Below are 17,905 nucleotides of genomic sequence, written 5' to 3'. Positions count from 1 at the left end.
TATGCTGAAGTCTTATCTGGGCTTGCAACAGGAAGAGCTTGAAAATCTTGGCGCTGAGCGTCAGCGCTTGCGGGAGCTGGCGTTGCGGGAAGAGCAGCGAGCGCACAAATTGAAGGAAGTGATCTCTTCGCTGCGGCCCGGTTCCGACAAGTTTCATCCTTTGCTATGGCAAAACAAGCAACAGATGGATGGCCAGTTGCGCCTTTTGCTATCCCATCAGGTGCAGCAATCGGCGCTGGCCAGACTGGATCTGGAGCGTCATGAAGGGGAACTGGTCCGGCAGTTCGGGCGGGTCAAAGGGTTGGAGCTATTGCTGGCAAGACGTGATGATGTTGCTCGCCAGCAGCAGGAGAGGCGGGATCAGCTGCAGATGGACGAGCTGGCCAGCTTGCGTCATCTTACCCGCAAAGAGTAAGGCCGAGGGTTAATCCGCGATGCTGCTCGGGTCGCGATAACCTGAATCTTGTCCCAACAACGAGTGAATGGTCTCCATCTGGCCTGCCAGCAGGCGGCCATTGAGATCATTCTGACGCAGACACTGGTGCAGCAACTGTTCAAGCTGTTGCCATTGATTGGCCACCGTGGTGCGCAGGGGAAGTGGCAACTTGGCAATCAGGGTGGCCATCCCCTTCTCATCGGGTTTGAGTCCCAATGTCTGCAACTGCTGGCAGCGCAATTTTGCCTGTTGTGTCACCTTGGCCATCAGCGCGCTCTGCTGCTCGTTATGGACTTGCAGGCCATCGACATCATGGCTTGCCAGCAGCGCATGCTGGCGAAGCAATAATGCGGTGAGTTCGGTGTAGTGACCGTAGTCCTGCTGGATCCCGAGGATCAATGCCTTAACGGTGGCTTTGGTATCCACACTCATCGACGATGCATATCCAGAATGGCCTGACCCAGCGCATCCAGATCGATCTCCAGCTTGCCTTCACTGATGGCTTTGCGGATTTCGTTGACCTTGTCCATGTCGACATCCGGGGTTGTGGCAAGCTGGCTGCGGGCTTTGGCAACTGACTGTGCCGTGCTGCTGATCAGGGCATCAGCTTGTTGTGCTGGCTTGGAGCTTTGCTTGGTCGCCGCATCCTGCTTGCGGCCTGGCTGGTTCTGAATATAGAGCGAGTCAGTACGGGTAATTTTCATAACGTAAATTCCTGATGGTCTGTCTATGACAAGCGACCCAAGGCTTGTCAAACTTGAATCAAATAGCTGCCTGGATTCAAAAGCGGGTTTCAACTTCCCCGGTATCTGTTACCCATGCCTGTATCTCTTTGCCAGAGCTAAGATTTTTCACCCTGATCCCGTCGCCTATTCCACCATTTTCGAGGGCCTCCCCTCTGGTTGTTGCGGAGAACTCACCTTCCCCTGCACGGATAAGCACTCCCTCCCCCTGTTTGACCGCCCAGACCTTTTGTAAGTCCAGCTCACCGATGAGCTGTCCGCTTCTCAGATGCCGGTTGCTTTTATGTCCCAGCAGGGAGTGATTGCTCGGGGTAAACCCGCGCTGTATGCGGCTGACATCCAGCTCCTTTTCCACCAGGTCGCTGGCGCTGATGGATTGACCTTTTGCGATATCCCGTGCGGCAACCCAGACCGGTAACAGTAATGAGACCTCTACCCGCCCACGCACCTGCCAAGCGGGATCTGTGCACTCGATGAGATAGGGACGACGTCCCCAGGGTTGCCGATACAGGCCACCTGCCTGTAGCGATATGTTTCCGGGTGGGCAGGGGGGAAGGTGGTCGGCGGAAGGGGCAAGCCAGACGCGAAACTCCCCCGTTGTTGCAGGCCATCTCTGTTGGGCTATGTAGTCATCAAGACTCTGGCGTGCATCTTGTTCAAGCAACTGCTCAAGCAAGTCGCTTTGAGCTTGCGGTTCGCCATGAGCCGGCGAGCCTGATAGCAACCAAAGTACACCGGCTAATTTCCACACGGGAAGTCGCACTTCCTCATTCCTCGCTGTTTTGAGGTTGATGACGTGTTGTAACCGCTTGATATCAGGTCTTTTCATGATTGGCATGAGTCTTGATAAGGAAAACCCCGGTCTGAGTGAACGATAAAGGATGAAGCATGAGTATCTCATTTGACAGCGCCCTCGGCGTACACCCTTATGCCCTCGATGTCAGGGCTGAGCGGGCGCGTATTCTGGCGGGAAATCTGGCCAACGTGGATACACCGGGCTACCTGGCTCGGGACGTAGATTATAAGACGATTCTGGGGCGTGTCGCGCAGCAAGTTGCTGCCGGTAACGAGAGTCAGGCCATCAGCCAGGGCGCCATGCGTGATGATATGCGTCATCCTCTCTACCGCATTCCTTATCAGGTCTCCATGGATGGCAACACGGCAGAGCTGGGGGTTGAGCAGGGTAAGTTTGCCAACAATGCCACCGATTTTCAGACCAGTCTCACTTTCCTCAATATGAAAATTACCGGGATCGCCAAGGCGATCGAGGGCCGTTAACCATGTCGTTTAACAAGATTTATGACATCGCTGGCAGCGCTATGCGTGCACAGACCGTGCGGCTGGATACCGTGGCTTCCAACCTGGCCAACGTGGATAGTGCAGCCGCCAGTGAAGATTCTGCTTTCCGTGCCATCAAGCCGGTATTTTCCACTCTCTATCAGAAGATTCAGGATACCGATGGCCTTGGGGCCGCATCGGTACAAGTGGCTGGCATCGTACAGTCTGACCGCCAGGTTGAGAAACGGCTGGAGCCGACCAACCCGATGGCCGATCAGGATGGCTTTGTTTACTACTCCAACGTCAACGTGGTGGAAGAGATGGCCGACATGATGAGTGCCTCTCGCGGTTTTGAAACTTCGGTTGAAGTGATCAACCGCATCAACAGCATGCAGCAGGGGTTGTTGCGTCTTGGTCAGGGAGCCTAAGCCATGAGTCTGCCGCAGATCAGTAGCCTGGATACAGCGCGTGGTACAGCTCAGACCACTGCCGACCCCAAGATAGCCAGCAATAACCTTGGCGCTACTCAGGGCGCCCAGGGTAACCAGAATGGTGGCATGCAACTGCGTAACGAATTCCTGCAGATGATGGTGGCGCAGATCCAGAACCAGGATCCCACCAATCCGCTGGATGGGGCCCAGTATGTCGCTCAGCTTGCCCAGTTCAGCATGGTAGAGGGGGTTGAAGGACTGAAGACGCTTCAGCTCCAGAGCAACACCAAGATGGATACCCAGCAGGTGTTGCAGAGTACCGCCTTGGTTGACAAAGAGGTCATGGTGCCGAGCAAAACCCTCAAGCAGCAACAAGAGCACAAGATCCGCGGCCAAATCGAGCTGCAAGGTGTGGCGGAACAGGTTGATCTCAAGGTGTATGACCAGCATGGCGTATTGGTGGCCAACAAGAGCTGGGGCGAGAGCAAGGCGGGTGAGCTGAATTATGAATTGCCCCCCCTTCCTGCCGGTGAATACAGCTTTGAGGTCAAGGCGTCGACTGGGAAGACCCAGGTGGCGACCAGGAATTATGTGGCAAGCAAAGTTGATCGTGTGAGCTTGCATACAGGTGAAATAATGCTGCAGGTTGCCGGCGTGGGCGATGTCCCGCTGTTCAGTGCAATCCAGTTCGGCAAATCAGCGTAATCAAAGAGGAGCGCACTGTGTCTTTCAGTATCGGATTAAGCGGCCTGCGCGCCGTAAACCAGGAATTGAGCATTATCAGTAACAACGTGGCCAACGCCAGCACCGCTGGCTTCAAATCCAGCCGTGCCGAATTTGCGGCAATTTACGGTGGTGGTCAGGCCGGCGGTGTTGAGATGAACAACGTCTCGCAGAATTTTGATCGAAATGGTGACATGACTCGCACCGGCCGCGGGCTGGACATGGCGATTTCGGGCAGCGGTTTTTTTGTGCTGAAAGATGGCAGTGGCCAGACATCCTACACTCGCGCAGGCATGTTCCAGCGCGATAACGCTAACTACCTGACCACTGCTGGTGGGGCGCGTCTGCAGGGCTATACCACGGACGATGCTGGCAAGCTGCAATCCGGTGTGGTCGGGGATATCCAGATCAAGGCAGGCAGTCTGCCAGCCAAACCATCCGACAAGCTGGAGTTTGTTGCCAACCTCAAAGCTGATGCCAGCATCATCCCGGCGGCCGCTACTTTTGATGCCAACAAGTCGGATACCTTCAGCTATTCCCAGTCCAGCAAGGTTTATGACTCGCTAGGGACTGAACATACCGTTACCCAATATTTTGTGAAAAAAGGGGCCAATGCCTGGAATGTTCATTACAGCTTTAATGGCACGGATGTGACGCCTGCAGCCGGCACTGAAATGAAGTTCACCCCTAATGGCAAACTGGATACCGCTAACTCCACTATTCCAGCCACGTTGGCCCTGACTCCTGCGGGTGCATCGCCTATTGCGTTGCAACTGGATATGAGCCGGGTCAGCCAGTATGCCTCCGATTTCAATGCGACTCGCAACCAGTCCAACGGTTATACCGCCGGTGACTTGACCGGAGAGCGTGTCGCCGCCGATGGCAGTGTCTATGCGACATTCACCAACGGTCAGAGTCTGTTGCAGGGGCAGGTGGTGATGGCTAACTTCGCCAACCCCAATGGCCTGTTACAGGCAAACAACACCTCCTGGCAGCAATCCTTCAGCTCTGGCCAACCGGTGCTGGGTGCTCCTGGAACAGGGACACTGGGCAAACTGACCGCCGGTGCTTACGAGAGCTCCAACGTGGATCTGACAGGTGAACTGGTGAGCCTGATGACATCTCAGCGCAACTATCAGGCTAACGCCAAGACCATCAGCTCGGCTGACAAGATGAGCCAGATCCTGTTCAACTCCTTCTAAGGGTAATCCGTGGAAAAGCTTATCTACACCGCCATGTCCGGGGCACAACATACCCTGATGGCTCAGCAAATTCGGGCGAATAACCTGGCCAATGTCAATACCGCCGGTTTTCGGGCTGACTTTGAGCGGGTTTCTGCGTATGCCCTGACTGGAGATGGTTACCAGAGTCGGGTGATGGCCAGAGAAGAGATGGCAGGGACCAATTTCAAGGCTGGCGCCCTGATGCAGACCGGTCGCAAGCTGGATGTGGCGATTCGTGGCGAGGGCTTTCTTGCGGTGCAGACGCCGGATGGTAAAGAGGCCTATACCCGTGCGGGTAACCTGGAGGCGGATGCTGACGGGTTGTTGACCCTCAACGGTCGGCCGGTGCTGGGGGAAGGTGGCGAGCTGGTGCTCCCTGCTTATCGTGATATCAGTTTTGGCAAGGATGGCACCCTGAGCATCACTCCTCCGGGTGGTGGCGCTCGGCTCGATGTGGGCCGCCTGAAACTGGTCAATCCGGATCCTGCCGAACTGGTGAAAGGCCACGATGGTTTGTTCCGGATGCGCCAGGGAGAGGATGCCGAGGTCAGTGATCAGGTGGTGATGGCATCCGGCTTTCTGGAAGGGGCCAACGTTAATGCAGTGGATGAACTGGTCAGCAGCATGTCATTGACCCGTAATTTCGAACTGCAGGTCAAGCTGATGAAAGCGGCTGACGATCAGGCTCGTCAAGGGGCCAAGTTGATCTCCGGTCAGGGTTGATATTGATGGCATCGGGTCGATACCCGGTGTTTGGCCACGCCCTTGGGGACGAGGCTTGATGAACAAGGTGGAATCAAAGAATGCACGCAGCTTTATGGGTCAGTAAAACAGGTCTGTCGGCACAAGATGCCAAGATGGCCAGCATTTCCAACAACTTGGCCAACGTGAACACGGTCGGCTTCAAGCGCGATCGGGTGGCGTTTGAAGATCTCTTCTATCAGGTGCAGCGCCAGCCGGGTGCTCAGCAGGATCAGCAAAATTTGGCGCCTATCGGTATTCAGATGGGCAATGGTGTGCGTATTGTGGGCACCCAGAAGGTCTTCACCTCCGGTCAATTCCAGAACACCAACCAGGAGCTGGATATGGCGGTGGTCGGTGCCGGTTTCTTCGGGGTCGAGCGCCCGGATGGCGAGACTGCCTATACCCGAAATGGCCAATGGCATCGCAATGCCGAGGGGCAGTTGGTCAATTCTGATGGCTTGCCCATGGTGCCGCAGATCCAGATCCCCGATAACGCCACCAAGATCTCCATCGGCACCGATGGTACCGTCAGCGCCTCGCTGCCGGGTCAGCAAGATAACGTCGAGCTGGGCCGCATTACCTTGACCAACTTTGCCAATCCGGCGGGTCTTGAAGCGCTCGGTGGCAACCTTTACCGCGCGACGGGTGCTTCCGGTGAAGCGATTGAAGGTGTGCCGGGCGAGGAGGCGATGGGTGCCGTCAAGCAATTTGCGCTGGAGAGCTCCAACGTCAATGTGGTCGAGGAGATGGTCGACATGATCACTACCCAGCGGGCCTATGAGATGAATGCCAAGGTTGTCTCTGCCGCGGACCAGATGCTCAAGTTTGTCACTCAGGCTTTGTGATGATGAAGTCGATGCTGCGTTATATCTGGTTGGTACTGTTGCTGGGCGGCTGTGCCACTTATGAGCTGCAGGCGCCCGAGCCTGGCGATGAAAAGTGGGCACCTTCCCGGCCCAAGGTCGCAGCGGCTGCACAGGGAGAAGATGGTAGCCTCTATCGTGGCAACTATATGATGACCCTGTTTCAGGATCGGCGAGCTTATCGGATTGGTGACATTCTGACCGTGGTGCTGGAAGAGCGTACCCAGTCGAGCAAGAAAGCCAATACCAGCATGAGCAAGAACAGCAGCATGAATGTACCCACCCCCACTATTGGTGGTAAACAATACACCGATTTGGGGGCCTCCCTCAGTGCCGATCGGGATTTTGATGGTGGCGCAACTTCCAGTCAGCAAAATACTCTGGCTGGTTCCATCACTGTCACTGTCGCGGAAGTGATGCCCAATGGCGTACTGGGGATCCGCGGTGAGAAGTGGATCCGCCTCAATCAGGGGGATGAGTACATCCGGTTGGGCGGCATGGTACGGGTCGAGGATATTGACCAGAGCAACCGTATCTCGTCCCAGCGCATCGCCGATGCCCGCATTACCTATGCCGGTCGCGGTGCCCTCGCCGACAGCAACCAGATGGGGTGGCTGGGCCGCTTCTTTAGCTCGGCGTTTGCGCCATTTTGAGGATTCACATGAACAGATGGTTTATCGCCCTGCTGTGTCTCTGCCTGCCCTGGGTTAGTCAGGCCGCAGCACCGACCAAGCGAGCCTTGCTGGATATTGCCGATGTGCAGGGGCTGAGAACCAACCAGCTGGTTGGCTATGGTCTGGTGGTTGGTCTCTCTGGTACCGGTGACAAGAGCCAGGTCAAATTTACCGGTCAATCGATGGCCAACATGCTCAAGCAGTTTGGCGTGCAGTTGCCTGACGATCTCGATCCCAAGCTCAAGAACGTGGCGGCCGTCTCAGTCCAGGCCACACTGCCCGCGCTGGCAGGCAAAGGGCAGTTGCTTGACGTTACCGTGACCTCTATCGGTGATGCCAAGAGCCTGCGTGGCGGTTCGTTGCTGCTGACACCCCTGCGTGGTATCGACGGTGAAGTCTATGCCGTGGCGCAGGGCAATCTGGTTGTCGCCGGGGTGAAGGCGGAAGGGCAATCCGGATCATCGGTCACTATCAACGTGCCGACGGCCGGGATTATCCCCAACGGCGCCACCATTGAGCGAGAGGTGGTGAGCAATTTTGCCGAAAAGCCGGAAGTGACCCTCAATTTGCACCAACCCAACTTCAAGACCGCGCGCAATGTTGAGCGAGCGATCAATCACCAGTTGGGGCCGGTCGCCAGAGCGGTAAGCGCAGGCCGTATCCAGATTGCAGCGCCCAGAGATGAGAGCCAGCGTATCGCTTTTATGGCCCTGCTGGAGGATATCAAGGTCGATCCGGGCCAGGAGCGACCGAAAGTGGTCTTCAACAGTCGAACCGGTACCGTGGTGATGGGGCAGGGAGTCAAAGTGCACAAGGCTGCCGTTAGCCACGGTAGCCTGACGGTGACGATTGGCGAGAGCCAAACCGTCAGTCAGCCCAATGCCTTCTCCAATGGGCAGACCACCACGACGCCCAATTCCAAGATCCAGGTCGATCGGGAACGGAACAATATGTTTGTCTGGCCGGATGGCACCTCTTTGGAAGTGATCGTCAAGGCTGTCAACTCTCTCGGGGCAACGCCCGATGATGTCATGGCCATCTTGCAAGCGCTCAATGAGGCTGGTGCCCTTGAGGGTGAGCTGGTGGTTATTTAAGGACTCTCATGACCAGAATTAGCTCGGATCCTGGTTTTTATCAGGATCTCAATGAATTGCAGCAAATCAAAAACAACCCGGATCAGCGTGCGGCACTGGATGCGGCAGCTGGTCAGTTTGAAGTCAGCTTTCTGCAAACCGTGCTCAAGCATATGCGATCGGCTACCGATGCTCTGCAGGATGAAGATGACAAGATCATCAAGGGGCAATCCCTTTATCGCGACATGTATGACAGCCAACTGGCGATGAGCATGGTCAAGCGGGGCGGTATCGGACTGCGGGAGCAGATGGTCAACCAGCTGGCCCCTTCATTAAAGAATCCGGACGTGGCGGTCGCTTCAGAACAGCAGACCCTGGCTGCATTCAGCCAGCCTCTCAACTCGGCAAAAATGAAGAAGGTTGACTGATGTCACTGCTCAATATCGGCGCCAGCGGATTAAATGCAGCCCAGATTGCATTGAACCTGACCGCCCAGAATATCGCGAACGTCAATACCATCGGGTATAGCCGCCAGGAAGCCATGATGGGCAGTCTGTCCGGTTTCGGGCGATTGGATAATGGTGCTGGTGTCGAGGTGACAGGGGTGCGCAGGGTAACGGATGACTATCTTGTTACCCAGCATTGGCGTAGCCGTTCGGCCACCGGTTCTTCCTATGCTTTTCATCAATACATCAATACTACCGAGCAATTGCTGGGCAGTGAGTCCATGAATATTGCGAAAGGGCTAGACAGCTTTTTTGCCTCACTCAGCGCGGCGCTAGATAGCCCGGAAACTCCGGCACAACGCAGCCAGATCGTCAGCTCGGCTGGGGCGCTCGCCAACCGGTTTACCCAGCTTGACGAGAGCATGGTGACCCAGGAGAAGCAGATCGATGATCAGCTGAACAGCACTGTTTCCCAAGTTAACAGCTACTTGACACAGCTTGCTGAGCTGAACGTACAAATTGGCGATCAGACTGCCAAAGCGGTCAATACCGCGGCGCTGGAAGACAGTCGCGAACAGGTTGTGCGCGAGCTTTCAACCTATATGGAGGTGAGGGTAAATCGTCAAAGCGATGGCTCTTTTGCCCTCAGCCTGCCGCAAGGACAGCCGTTGGTTCTGGGTAGCAGCAGCAGCACCCTGACTCTTGCTGGCGATAAACTCAGCCTCGCATTTGGTGGCCAGACGTTTGAAGTGCCCAAATTGCACGGTGGTTCATTGGCTGGCGTAATGGATTATCGCGCTACCGTGCTGCGTCCGTTACGCAGTGAGCTGGATCAGATAGCCAAAAAGCTGGCTGATGACTTCAATGCCAAGCAAGCGACCGGACTTGATCTGAATGGTGCGGCGGGCAAGCCGCTGTTCTCTTACGACCCTCTTAACCCCTCTGGTTCGCTGCGAGTTGCCGCTGGTTTTTCCGGTAGCGATCTTGCCTTTGCCCAGGCAGGGGGTGGCAAGGGGGACAACCGCAACTTGCAGGATCTGCTGACCATCAAAGATAGCCAGTACAACGCATTCAGTGCGTTGCTGGGCAAGATGGCGGTACAGAGTGGTCAGGCCAAGGCGACCATGCAGGCCGATGCTAATATGGAAAAACAGATGGCGGCCAAGCTGAGTAGTGTTAGCGGTGTAAACACTGATGAGGAAGGGGTGAAGATCATGGCGTATACCAAGGCGTATCAGGCAAACGCCAAGGTGATCAGTACCTCCGAGCAGCTCTTCAACTCCATTCTGAACATGTTCTGAGAGTAATAACCATGCGGATAAGTACCAATCAAATCCAGCTCAGCATGCTCGACAATTTGCAACATGGTTTCGGGGATTATGCCCGGCTGGATCGCCAGATTTCGACTCAAAAACGCATTCTTCAGCCATCAGATGATCCTGTGGCTAGTGTGCAGCTATTGGGGTTGCAGAAAGAGCAAGCTGCGATGGCGCAGTATCAGAAGAATATTGCCAATGCCAAGAGCCAGCTCTCCCAAGGGGAGTTGCAGCTCGATACCATGACCAACATGTTGATGCGGTTGCGTGAGTTGACCCAGACGGCGGCTACTGGCTCCCTGTCGGATGTTGATCGCAAGGCGGTCGCCAGCGAAGTTGTCATTATCAAGGATGGTCTGCTGGATTTGGCCAATGCGCGTAACGAAAGCGGCTCCAGCCTGTTTAGCGGTAGCAAGGTGGATCAGACGGCGCTTGTCAAGGTGACGGACCCGGCGGCGGCTGATTTCGGTAGTTACACGTACAAGGGTGATGCTCTGATTCGGGAAGTCGGCATTGCCAAAGGCGTAACAATTGGCTTGAACCAGACTGCCGATAAGCTGTTTCTGCAGCCGGACGATTTTTTCAAGCGACTCGATAGCATGGTGACGGCAATTAATGCCGCGGCACCTGATGCTGCCGATCAAGCCCGGGCTATGCTCGGTCGCAGTCAGGCGCTGCAAGATAATATCAGTCAGGCGGTGAGCACTATTGGCGCCCGGATCAATCTGCTCGATCAGATTGATGAGAGTCATGCCGAGAAAGGTGTCTATAGCAAGGAAGTCAGTAACCAGATAGAGTCGCTGGATTATGCCGAGGCGGCGACCCGACAGGCCCACGTCCTGATGGCATTACAGGTGCAGCAACAAGCTTTTGCCAAGGTTAATGGCCTGAGCTTGTTCAACTACATGCCGTAACGAGCGAAGGAGTCATGATGCAGGTCCAGCAAACCCGTCTTGGAAGCGTTGCAGAGCCGCAGGCAAAGCCCAAGTTGCAAGGCCGGCAGACCTCGCAGGCTCATCCCCAGGTTGCCAAAAAACAAGGCGAACGCCACCCCAATATCATCCGGATGGATAGATGGGCACTGGTCGGTGCTGCCCAGCAGCGCATTGCTCATGCTCAGGCAGGGGAGCAGGCGCTTAATCAGGTCTGGGGCGAACTGAAGCGGCTGGAGCGGCAATTGGGCCAGCGAGAGCTGGCTACCAATGATGTGGCTAATCGCTTGAAAATGCTGGAAGAGAAGGTGACTCAACCAAGAGGCCCCTTAACCTCCGAGCTCAAGCCCAGACTCCTTGCGTCATCCCAGGAGATGCGCACCCAGTTCACAGCCGAACATCTGGACCTGCTCAGTGCCAAAAATAGCACCGAACGGCTGGTTTTCTCCTTTCCCCAGAGCAACAGTGCAGTGGAAGTGACACTTCCGGCTGGTGCCCGGGATGGAGAAGTCGTTGCCAGACTCGATCAGGTGCTGCGCAAAGAACATATCCAGGCGAGGTTAAATGAACTGGGCAAGCTGGAGTTGTCCGTCGCTGACCCCCATCGCCGTAAACTGGAAGAGCCCGTACTGGTTCGTGGTGAAGGGATCCGTATCCCCGCCGGCAACCCGATCCCGGTGCAATTCAAGCCCAAATCCGGACAGCTAACCCGCATGGCCGAGGGGATCACCAAGGGTGAGATCCGTCAGGAACAACAGCGACTGAAACGCGTGCTGGGGGAGATCGAACACTCGGTGCGCGAACTGAAGCAGTTTCGCCAGAAGATGGTGTTGCAGCTGGACAAGGTCAAGGCGCGTAGCCAGAGCTTGCAGCAAGATGAGTTGGCACAACTGCAATCTTCGCTCTCTGCACGGTTGTCGCAAGGGGGGTATATGGGAACCATGTCTGGTTTGCTTGCACAGGCCAACGTCACCCGTCAGGGAGTGGTCGCCTTATTGACCTGATCACGTTTAGAGTGTTCGATACTAGGAAACCGCCCGACTTGTCTCGCGCGGTTTTTTTATTGGTAATCTGGTCAGTGGGCGGTGCGTCTGGGTGGGAGTGAGGCGAATTGTTTGCTGGGTGAGTGACAGTGCAGAAATAACCATCAGCAACAGAAAAAAGATTTAATTTTCACGTGGCTATGGTCGTTTTCTAGGGGGGTCTACCCAAGCGCTGCCAGCGGCAGCATCCATTTCGAGGAAACGAAAATGAGTCTGTCAATTCACACCAACTTCGCCAACATGGTGACCCAAAACCAACTGACCTCTACCAACAAAATGGCCAGCACTGCCATGCAGCGTCTGGGTACTGGTCTGCGCATCAACTCTGCCGCTGACGATGCAGCCGGTCTGCAGATTGCCACCCGTCTGCAATCCCAGTCCAACAGCCAGAAAGTCGGTATGCGTAACGCCCAGGATGCCATCTCCATGATGCAGACTGCGGAAGGCGCCATGGACGAGATGACCAATATCGTTCAGCGCATGAAGGATCTGGCCACCCAGGCCGCCAACGGCACCAGCAGCGACAAAGATATCGCCGCCATGAACGCTGAATTTGGCGAGCTGACCAAAGAGCTGCAGAACATCGCTGGTAATACTACCTTCGGTGGCGAAAATCTGCTGGACAAGACCGGTGGCAAATTTGCCAAGGGTGAGGTGACCTTCCAGATCGGCGGTTCCGACACCGAGCGCCTTGGTCTAGATATTGGTGATGCGCTGAAGAAAGTTGTTGGTGGTACAACACTATCTGCTGCAGACCAAGCTCTTGTTAAAGCAGTGGATGATTACAAAACTGATGCTACAGCCGGTTCCGCAGCTAAGAAGCTGGCTGATGCCAAGCAGACTGTTGCTGATAAGCAGAAGATTGTTGATGATAAAGAAAAAGCTTTGGCTGGTAGTGCGACCCAAGCGGAAAAAGATGCAATCGTTACTGCGCAGAATGCAGTAGATCCTCTCCAAAAAGCCTTCGATGATGGCCTTAAACCTTTGACTAAAGCTGCCGCCAAAGTCGGTAGCGGTTTGGATTCCCAGGTTTTGGCCAATGGCATTACCGATCAAGAAAGTGCTCAGGTTGCGATGGGCAAGATGGAAGAGTTTATGCAGGATATCACCAGCGTCCGCTCCTCTCTGGGTGCCAATATCAACCGCCTGGAGCACACCGTTAACAACCTCTCCAATATGAAAGAGAACACCGATATCGCCAAGGGCCGCATCATGGATGCCGACTTCGCTACCGAAAGCACCAACATGACCAAGAACCAGATGTTGATGCAGGCGGGCATGTCTGTACTGACCAAGTCCAACGAAATGACCGGCATGGTCACCGGGCTGTTGCGCTAATCCCCCCCCCCGGAAAAGGCCATCGCAACGATGGCCTTTTTTACAACCGTGATCTGCTCGTTCAGCCAGCGCCAAATAGCGCGCGTATTTAATATTTTTTCGCGCTTGGTCGCTCTCTTGTGGGGTCACGTTAAAAGCTGCCAGTGGCAGCATCTATTTCGAGGAAACGAAAATGAGTCTGTCTATTCACACCAACTTCGCCAACATGGTCACCCAAAACCAGCTGACCTCCACCAACAAGTTGGCCAGCACCGCCATGCAGCGTTTGGGTACCGGTCTGCGCATCAACTCTGCCGCTGACGATGCCGCCGGTCTGCAGATTGCTACCCGTCTGCAATCCCAGTCCAACAGCCAGAAAGTGGGCATGCGCAACGCCCAGGATGCCATCTCCATGATGCAGACTGCCGAAGGCGCCATGGACGAGATGACCAATATCGTTCAGCGTATGAAGGATCTGGCTACCCAGGCCGCCAACGGTACCAGCAGCGACAAAGATATCTCCGCCATGAACGCCGAATTTGGCGAGCTGACCAAAGAGCTGAAGAACATCGCTGGCAACACCACCTTCGGTGGCGAAAACCTGCTGGACAAGACCGGCGGTAAATTTGCCAAGGGTGAAGTGACCTTCCAGATTGGTGGCTCCGACACCGAGCGCCTTAATCTGGATATCGGCGATGCGCTGAAGAAAGTGGTGGGCGGTGCCCCTGTGAGCGCTGCAGATAAAACCAAACTGGATGCGATCAAAACCTACAAAGATGACTCTGCTGGTGCAGCTAAAACGTTGAAAGACGCGAAAGTTGCAGCAGCAGGTGCTCCCGGTGATGCAACTAAAGCTGCTGACCTTGTGGCTGCACAAACAGCATATGACACTGGTCTGAAAGCAGTAACCAAAGATGCGATTGATGCTGGTACTGGCCTTGATGCGGGCATTTTGGAAAACGGTCTGACCGATCAGAAGTCTGCTCAGGTTGCGATGGGCAAGATGGAAGCGTTTATGCAGGATATCACCAGCGTCCGCTCCTCCTTGGGTGCCAATATTAACCGCCTGGAGCACACCGTAAACAACCTTTCCAACATGAAAGAGAACACCGATATCGCCAAGGGTCGCATCATGGATGCCGACTTCGCTACCGAAAGCACCAACATGACCAAGAACCAGATGTTGATGCAGGCGGGCATGTCTGTACTGACCAAGTCCAATGAAATGACCGGCATGGTCACCGGGCTGTTGCGTTAATAGATGATGGGCTGCCACCGCGACAGGTGGCAGCCTGTTTTATCGTTAGCCTGCCGGTTGGAAAGGCGAGAGCTGGTTTTTCCAACATGCAGGTGTTGCAGTATTTTTTTTAGGAGCTGATATATGCAGGTCGATCCCGCCTCTATTGCGATGCAAATGGTGGCCAATGAACGCAAAAATATGGACAAGTTGCTGAAAGGGCAGATGGCCACGGTCAAAGCGCAGCAAAGTTCACTGGCTTCTATCGACTCAAAGCTATCCAGTTTCCAAACCCTGCTGAAGGATTTAAACAAGCCTGCGTCACTGCAAGCACAGAAAGCCAGCCTTTCTCAGGAAGGCATCATGACGGTGACCAGCAATGGCAAGGCAACGCCGGGCCAGTACAATTTTCAGGTCAATCAGTTGGCCCAGTCGCATCAGTTCGGGGTGCAACTAGCGGATGAAAAAGCACCATTGCCAACCACCGGAAAAGTGTCGTTTACCGTAGATGGCAAGGCGTTCGCTATCGATTTGGCTACCTTGCCTGCGGGGTCGACAGCTCAGAGCCTGGTTTCTGCCATCAATGACGCGACGGATAATCCGGGGGTTAAGGCCAGCCTGATCCGCACGGATGGCAAGGTTAACCTGGTGCTGACCAGTAAAGATAGCGGGGCTGCCAAGGTGTTTACCCCTGTCTATGATGGCGACCCGGCGTCAGATTTCGGCAAGGCTTTTCTCGCCGGAAAGGTGATTACCCCAGGTCAGGACTCCATCATCAAGATGGGGGTGGGTACTAATGCGCTGGAGATCAAGTCGCCGACCAACAAGATTGAAAACGTGGTGGAAGGGCTAACGCTGGATCTCACCAAGGTGCAAAAGGCAACGGATGGCCCGATGCAGGTGACAGTGGGTTATGACAACGAAGCAGTGACGGGCTCCCTGAAAAAGTTTGTTGATAGCTACAACGAACTGCTGGAGCTGCTGAATAAGGAAACATCCACCGACCCCAAGAAAAAAGGGGTGCTGGCGTCAGATACGACGGTTCGTAGCCTGAAAGGAACGCTTGCCAATGGGGTGCGAAACCTGCCAGCAGGGATGACCCTGAGCCAGCTTGGTATCAAGACTGAAAAGTCAGGCAAGCTGGTCTTCAGCGAGACGGATTTCAAGAAGTCCATCGAGAAAGAGCCTGAGCTGTTGGGTAAGGCTCTGATGGGGGATAACGGTTTGCTCAAGCGGATGAGCAAGGTGCTTGATCCTTTCTCCAAGACTAATGGTGTGATGGCCACCCACAAGAGCACGCTGGAAGCCAATCAAAAGCGACTTGATGGTAAAATGGAGGCATTGGATAAACGCATGGAGTCTGTTTACAAGCGTTATCTCAATCAATTCAATACTATGAATCAGATGACACAGACCATGGAATCGTTTAGCAATTCCTTGGCCCAGATGTCTAAATCTTGAACCATCAACAGCGAGTGACCCATGTTTGAATCCGAAGATGGCTATGATGCCTATCGATTTGCCGCCACTGAAGCAAAGGCTGCCAGTGCTGATCCATACCAGCTTGTATTGATGCTGATGGATGGCCTGCTGGATGAGATGGCTCGTGCGGAAGGGCATATTCTGGCAAAGCAGTTTGAGCGTAAGGGATTGGCCATCAACAAGTGCATGCAGATCCTGGGTGGGCTGGACAGTGCTCTGGACATGGACAAAGGCGGCGATCTGGCGGTTAACTTGCATCGCCTCTACGACTACTGTGGCCAGAAGTTATTTGAAATCAGCGTCTCCAACAATATCGAAGGGTTTGCTGAGGTGCGTAAAATTCTGCAAGAGCTGAAAGAGGGTTGGGAAGCCATGGCGCACCACCCTCGTTAATACGGAAGTTCCGCTTCCTTCTCCAGAGCTATTACCCTCCATCAAGACCTTGAAATTTAATAAATATAGATCTGGCCCACTCTTTGCTTGTGGGCTAGTTCATCTTTTGGGGGCTTGCCATGTCAGTTATTGATCCCGCTTTGCGTGAAGCGGATGTGCAGACTCGCCAGCGTCAGCTATTGGGGTTGGGAACGCTGTTGCTACAACAGGCACAGGCTGGGCAGTGGGATGCCGTCCGGTTGACCGATAGTCGTTTCGCGCAATTTGTCTCTCAAGTGAGCCAAAACACCGAACTATGGACGGCATTGCGACCGGCGATTGAGCGGGTGCAAGTGCAGTATCAACAGGCTTTTCAGCTATGCGAACAGGAGACCGCAATTCGTAAACAGGAGTGGCAACAACTGTCTGCCATTCGTGAAGGGTTGACGGCATATGGTGAGGTGCAGGAATGGGATTAATTCAATTCGCCGGTTTTGAGGCGCTTCATACCCACGATGCCGCTGCGCTTAATCGTCTGTCAGGGCAGTCTGGCAGTGAAGGGGAACTTTATCAGCCGCTGGATGAGACGCTTGAGCCACTGGTGACGCTGCCACTCCCCGAGCTTGCCGCTGACGACAGAACCATCGATGAGGATAAGGCAGAGGCTCCTTCGCAAGAAGATGCTGCCGTTGAGCAACTCCAGGCATTTACCCTCACTCCGCCCGTTCTTTCCAGGGCTGAAGAGACTGGATATCAAGGCTTTATGCTGAACCGTGCCGCTGTGACCACGGCAAGCAGTGAGAGCGGTTCAAAAATGGTTGTAGAGGGGAAGTTATCACCAGCTCTTCGCATGCTGATGGGGACGTCTATGTCAGCGGGAGAACCGCCTGCCGCCAGTAGCACTGAGTCGGTAGCTCCTGCATTTGCCCAGATGCTCTCCAGTTTGCTGGCCAAATCAAGTGGTCAAAGCGCAGAGGTGCTGGGGCGATTCAGTTTGTCTGCGGTGGCCAGTATTGATCCAGGCGCTCCACTCGACGCCAAAGTGGGGGAGAGCTCGTTGCCAGATACCCGTCATCTGCTTGCTGGTCAACTGTCACCTCAGGTGTCCCGGACTGCGGAGTATCAGTGGGCCCCTGCCCGCCTGTCTGACAATCAGACTCAGTGGGGGCAGCAATTGGTGGATTTGTTGCGTGACAAGGTCGAGTTGCAGGTCAATCAACAGGTGAAACAGGCTCATATCCGGCTGGACCCGCCAGAGTTGGGGCGGCTGGAGTTGACCGTCAAGCTCGATGGTGACCGACTCAATGTCCAGTTGAACGTGACCAACCCGGCAGTACGTGATGCATTGATCCAGTCAATGGAGCGTTTGCGCATGAGCCTGGCTCCCCATCATGCCGGTGGGGTGGAGGTCAATGTGGGGCAGGGAGGGGAGCAGCGACAGCAAGATCGGTGGCAGCAGGAGAAGATTCTGGCTGGCCGTCGTCAGTGGCAGGATGAGCCGGATTCCCAATGGGCGACAGTGCACGACTGGCTCAATACCCTGGTCTGATTTTTAACCCGTAATAGCGAGAG

Annotated in this window: 22 protein-coding genes; 19 read left to right on the top strand and 3 right to left on the bottom strand. The window is 54.8% G+C overall.

Annotated elements, in window-relative coordinates; genetic code table 11:
* The first annotated feature begins 1 nt into the window (after window position 1).
* Complete coding sequence (gene lfiJ / locus CK911_RS15065) at window positions 2-415, top strand: lateral flagellar protein LfiJ (RefSeq protein ID WP_098970937.1); 414 nt, start codon at window positions 2-4, stop codon at window positions 413-415.
* A gap of 9 nt (window positions 416-424) precedes the next feature.
* Here the strand turns inward: lfiJ and CK911_RS15060 are convergent, their stop codons facing one another.
* The 3 genes from CK911_RS15060 to flgA all read right to left on the bottom strand — a co-directional run bounded on the left by CK911_RS15060 (window position 425) and on the right by flgA (window position 2,008).
* Window positions 425-868, bottom strand: coding sequence for a flagellar protein FlgN (locus CK911_RS15060; RefSeq protein ID WP_098970935.1), 444 nt, complete (start codon window positions 866-868; stop codon window positions 425-427).
* Entirely contained in the window at window positions 865-1,140 is a 276-nt protein-coding gene (flgM, locus tag CK911_RS15055; RefSeq protein WP_098970933.1) for a flagellar biosynthesis anti-sigma factor FlgM, read from the bottom strand. Before flgM ends, CK911_RS15060 begins: the two co-directional genes overlap by 4 nt.
* Window positions 1,141-1,216: 76 nt before the next feature.
* The gene (gene flgA, locus CK911_RS15050) at window positions 1,217-2,008 is read right to left on the bottom strand and encodes a flagellar basal body P-ring formation chaperone FlgA (RefSeq protein ID WP_098972708.1); all 792 of its coding nucleotides are present in this window, start codon (window positions 2,006-2,008) and stop codon (window positions 1,217-1,219) included.
* 59 nt (window positions 2,009-2,067) lie between these two features.
* Here flgA and lfgB point away from each other — a divergent pair, with 59 nt between their 5' ends.
* The 18 genes from lfgB to CK911_RS14955 all read left to right on the top strand — a co-directional run bounded on the left by lfgB (window position 2,068) and on the right by CK911_RS14955 (window position 17,882).
* Window positions 2,068-2,457, top strand: a complete 390-nt coding sequence (lfgB, locus tag CK911_RS15045) for a lateral flagellar basal body rod protein LfgB (protein WP_098970931.1) — start codon at window positions 2,068-2,070, stop codon at window positions 2,455-2,457.
* 2 nt (window positions 2,458-2,459) lie between these two features.
* The gene (flgCL, locus tag CK911_RS15040) at window positions 2,460-2,885 is read left to right on the top strand and encodes a lateral flagellar basal body rod protein FlgCL (RefSeq protein WP_068978389.1); all 426 of its coding nucleotides are present in this window, start codon (window positions 2,460-2,462) and stop codon (window positions 2,883-2,885) included.
* A 3-nt stretch (window positions 2,886-2,888) separates the two neighbouring features.
* The gene (locus CK911_RS15035; RefSeq protein ID WP_068978390.1) at window positions 2,889-3,593 is read left to right on the top strand and encodes a flagellar hook assembly protein FlgD; all 705 of its coding nucleotides are present in this window, start codon (window positions 2,889-2,891) and stop codon (window positions 3,591-3,593) included.
* A 17-nt stretch (window positions 3,594-3,610) separates the two neighbouring features.
* Entirely contained in the window at window positions 3,611-4,813 is a 1,203-nt protein-coding gene (gene flgEL, locus CK911_RS15030) for a lateral flagellar hook protein FlgEL (RefSeq protein WP_098970929.1), read from the top strand.
* A 9-nt stretch (window positions 4,814-4,822) separates the two neighbouring features.
* Complete coding sequence (lfgF, locus tag CK911_RS15025) at window positions 4,823-5,557, top strand: lateral flagellar basal-body rod protein LfgF (protein WP_068978392.1); 735 nt, start codon at window positions 4,823-4,825, stop codon at window positions 5,555-5,557.
* An 80-nt stretch (window positions 5,558-5,637) separates the two neighbouring features.
* Window positions 5,638-6,423, top strand: a complete 786-nt coding sequence (gene lfgG / locus CK911_RS15020) for a lateral flagellar basal-body rod protein LfgG (protein WP_098970927.1) — start codon at window positions 5,638-5,640, stop codon at window positions 6,421-6,423.
* A complete protein-coding gene (flgH, locus tag CK911_RS15015) occupies window positions 6,423-7,094 on the top strand; it encodes a flagellar basal body L-ring protein FlgH (protein WP_068978394.1) in 672 nt (223 codons plus the stop codon). The genes lfgG and flgH overlap by 1 nt, the downstream gene beginning before the upstream one ends.
* 8 nt (window positions 7,095-7,102) lie before the next feature.
* A complete protein-coding gene (gene fgIL, locus CK911_RS15010; protein WP_068978395.1) occupies window positions 7,103-8,209 on the top strand; it encodes a lateral flagellar basal body P-ring FlgIL in 1,107 nt (368 codons plus the stop codon).
* Window positions 8,210-8,217: 8 nt separating this feature from the next.
* The gene (locus CK911_RS15005; RefSeq protein WP_068978396.1) at window positions 8,218-8,616 is read left to right on the top strand and encodes a rod-binding protein; all 399 of its coding nucleotides are present in this window, start codon (window positions 8,218-8,220) and stop codon (window positions 8,614-8,616) included.
* Window positions 8,616-9,935, top strand: a complete 1,320-nt coding sequence (lfgK, locus tag CK911_RS15000; RefSeq protein WP_068978397.1) for a lateral flagellar hook-associated protein LfgK — start codon at window positions 8,616-8,618, stop codon at window positions 9,933-9,935. Before CK911_RS15005 ends, lfgK begins: the two co-directional genes overlap by 1 nt.
* Window positions 9,936-9,946: 11 nt before the next feature.
* A complete protein-coding gene (gene lfgL / locus CK911_RS14995) occupies window positions 9,947-10,864 on the top strand; it encodes a lateral flagellar hook-associated protein LfgL (protein WP_098970925.1) in 918 nt (305 codons plus the stop codon).
* Window positions 10,865-10,878: 14 nt separating this feature from the next.
* Complete coding sequence (locus CK911_RS14990; protein ID WP_253860332.1) at window positions 10,879-11,886, top strand: hypothetical protein; 1,008 nt, start codon at window positions 10,879-10,881, stop codon at window positions 11,884-11,886.
* Window positions 11,887-12,132: 246 nt separating this feature from the next.
* Window positions 12,133-13,263 (top strand): flagellin, encoded by a 1,131-nt coding sequence (locus CK911_RS21520; protein ID WP_098970923.1) that lies wholly within the window; start codon window positions 12,133-12,135, stop codon window positions 13,261-13,263.
* A gap of 172 nt (window positions 13,264-13,435) precedes the next feature.
* Window positions 13,436-14,500 (top strand): flagellin, encoded by a 1,065-nt coding sequence (locus CK911_RS21515; protein WP_253860331.1) that lies wholly within the window; start codon window positions 13,436-13,438, stop codon window positions 14,498-14,500.
* 123 nt (window positions 14,501-14,623) lie between these two features.
* A complete protein-coding gene (lafB, locus tag CK911_RS14970) occupies window positions 14,624-15,940 on the top strand; it encodes a lateral flagellar capping protein LafB (protein ID WP_098970921.1) in 1,317 nt (438 codons plus the stop codon).
* A gap of 21 nt (window positions 15,941-15,961) precedes the next feature.
* Entirely contained in the window at window positions 15,962-16,354 is a 393-nt protein-coding gene (lafC, locus tag CK911_RS14965; RefSeq protein ID WP_068978402.1) for a lateral flagellar export chaperone LafC, read from the top strand.
* Window positions 16,355-16,473: 119 nt separating this feature from the next.
* Window positions 16,474-16,812: a LafX gene (locus CK911_RS14960; RefSeq protein ID WP_098970919.1), complete on the top strand. Its 339-nt coding sequence runs from the start codon at window positions 16,474-16,476 to the stop codon at window positions 16,810-16,812.
* Entirely contained in the window at window positions 16,803-17,882 is a 1,080-nt protein-coding gene (locus CK911_RS14955; RefSeq protein ID WP_098970917.1) for a flagellar hook-length control protein FliK, read from the top strand. Before CK911_RS14960 ends, CK911_RS14955 begins: the two co-directional genes overlap by 10 nt.
* Window positions 17,883-17,905 lie beyond the last annotated feature (23 nt).

Origin of the sequence: Aeromonas sp. CU5 (genome assembly GCF_002586745.1) — a bacterium.
GTDB classification, from domain to species: Bacteria; Pseudomonadota; Gammaproteobacteria; order Enterobacterales; family Aeromonadaceae; genus Aeromonas; species Aeromonas sobria.
The sequence above is the reverse complement of the archived record's forward strand: the minus strand, read 5'-3'. Positions and strand labels throughout refer to the sequence as shown.

Coding starts and splice junctions, on each gene's coding strand:
- lfiJ (WP_098970937.1), top strand. CDS start 2: ATGCTGAAGTCTTATCTGGGCTTGCAACAGGAAGAGCTTGAAAATCTT.
- CK911_RS15060 (WP_098970935.1), bottom strand. CDS start 868: ATGAGTGTGGATACCAAAGCCACCGTTAAGGCATTGATCCTCGGGATC.
- flgM (WP_098970933.1), bottom strand. CDS start 1,140: ATGAAAATTACCCGTACTGACTCGCTCTATATTCAGAACCAGCCAGGC.
- flgA (WP_098972708.1), bottom strand. CDS start 2,008: ATGAAAAGACCTGATATCAAGCGGTTACAACACGTCATCAACCTCAAA.
- lfgB (WP_098970931.1), top strand. CDS start 2,068: ATGAGTATCTCATTTGACAGCGCCCTCGGCGTACACCCTTATGCCCTC.
- flgCL (WP_068978389.1), top strand. CDS start 2,460: ATGTCGTTTAACAAGATTTATGACATCGCTGGCAGCGCTATGCGTGCA.
- CK911_RS15035 (WP_068978390.1), top strand. CDS start 2,889: ATGAGTCTGCCGCAGATCAGTAGCCTGGATACAGCGCGTGGTACAGCT.
- lfgG (WP_098970927.1), top strand. CDS start 5,638: ATGCACGCAGCTTTATGGGTCAGTAAAACAGGTCTGTCGGCACAAGAT.
- flgH (WP_068978394.1), top strand. CDS start 6,423: ATGATGAAGTCGATGCTGCGTTATATCTGGTTGGTACTGTTGCTGGGC.
- fgIL (WP_068978395.1), top strand. CDS start 7,103: ATGAACAGATGGTTTATCGCCCTGCTGTGTCTCTGCCTGCCCTGGGTT.
- CK911_RS15005 (WP_068978396.1), top strand. CDS start 8,218: ATGACCAGAATTAGCTCGGATCCTGGTTTTTATCAGGATCTCAATGAA.
- lfgK (WP_068978397.1), top strand. CDS start 8,616: ATGTCACTGCTCAATATCGGCGCCAGCGGATTAAATGCAGCCCAGATT.
- lfgL (WP_098970925.1), top strand. CDS start 9,947: ATGCGGATAAGTACCAATCAAATCCAGCTCAGCATGCTCGACAATTTG.
- CK911_RS14990 (WP_253860332.1), top strand. CDS start 10,879: ATGATGCAGGTCCAGCAAACCCGTCTTGGAAGCGTTGCAGAGCCGCAG.
- CK911_RS21520 (WP_098970923.1), top strand. CDS start 12,133: ATGAGTCTGTCAATTCACACCAACTTCGCCAACATGGTGACCCAAAAC.
- CK911_RS21515 (WP_253860331.1), top strand. CDS start 13,436: ATGAGTCTGTCTATTCACACCAACTTCGCCAACATGGTCACCCAAAAC.
- lafB (WP_098970921.1), top strand. CDS start 14,624: ATGCAGGTCGATCCCGCCTCTATTGCGATGCAAATGGTGGCCAATGAA.
- lafC (WP_068978402.1), top strand. CDS start 15,962: ATGTTTGAATCCGAAGATGGCTATGATGCCTATCGATTTGCCGCCACT.
- CK911_RS14960 (WP_098970919.1), top strand. CDS start 16,474: ATGTCAGTTATTGATCCCGCTTTGCGTGAAGCGGATGTGCAGACTCGC.
- CK911_RS14955 (WP_098970917.1), top strand. CDS start 16,803: ATGGGATTAATTCAATTCGCCGGTTTTGAGGCGCTTCATACCCACGAT.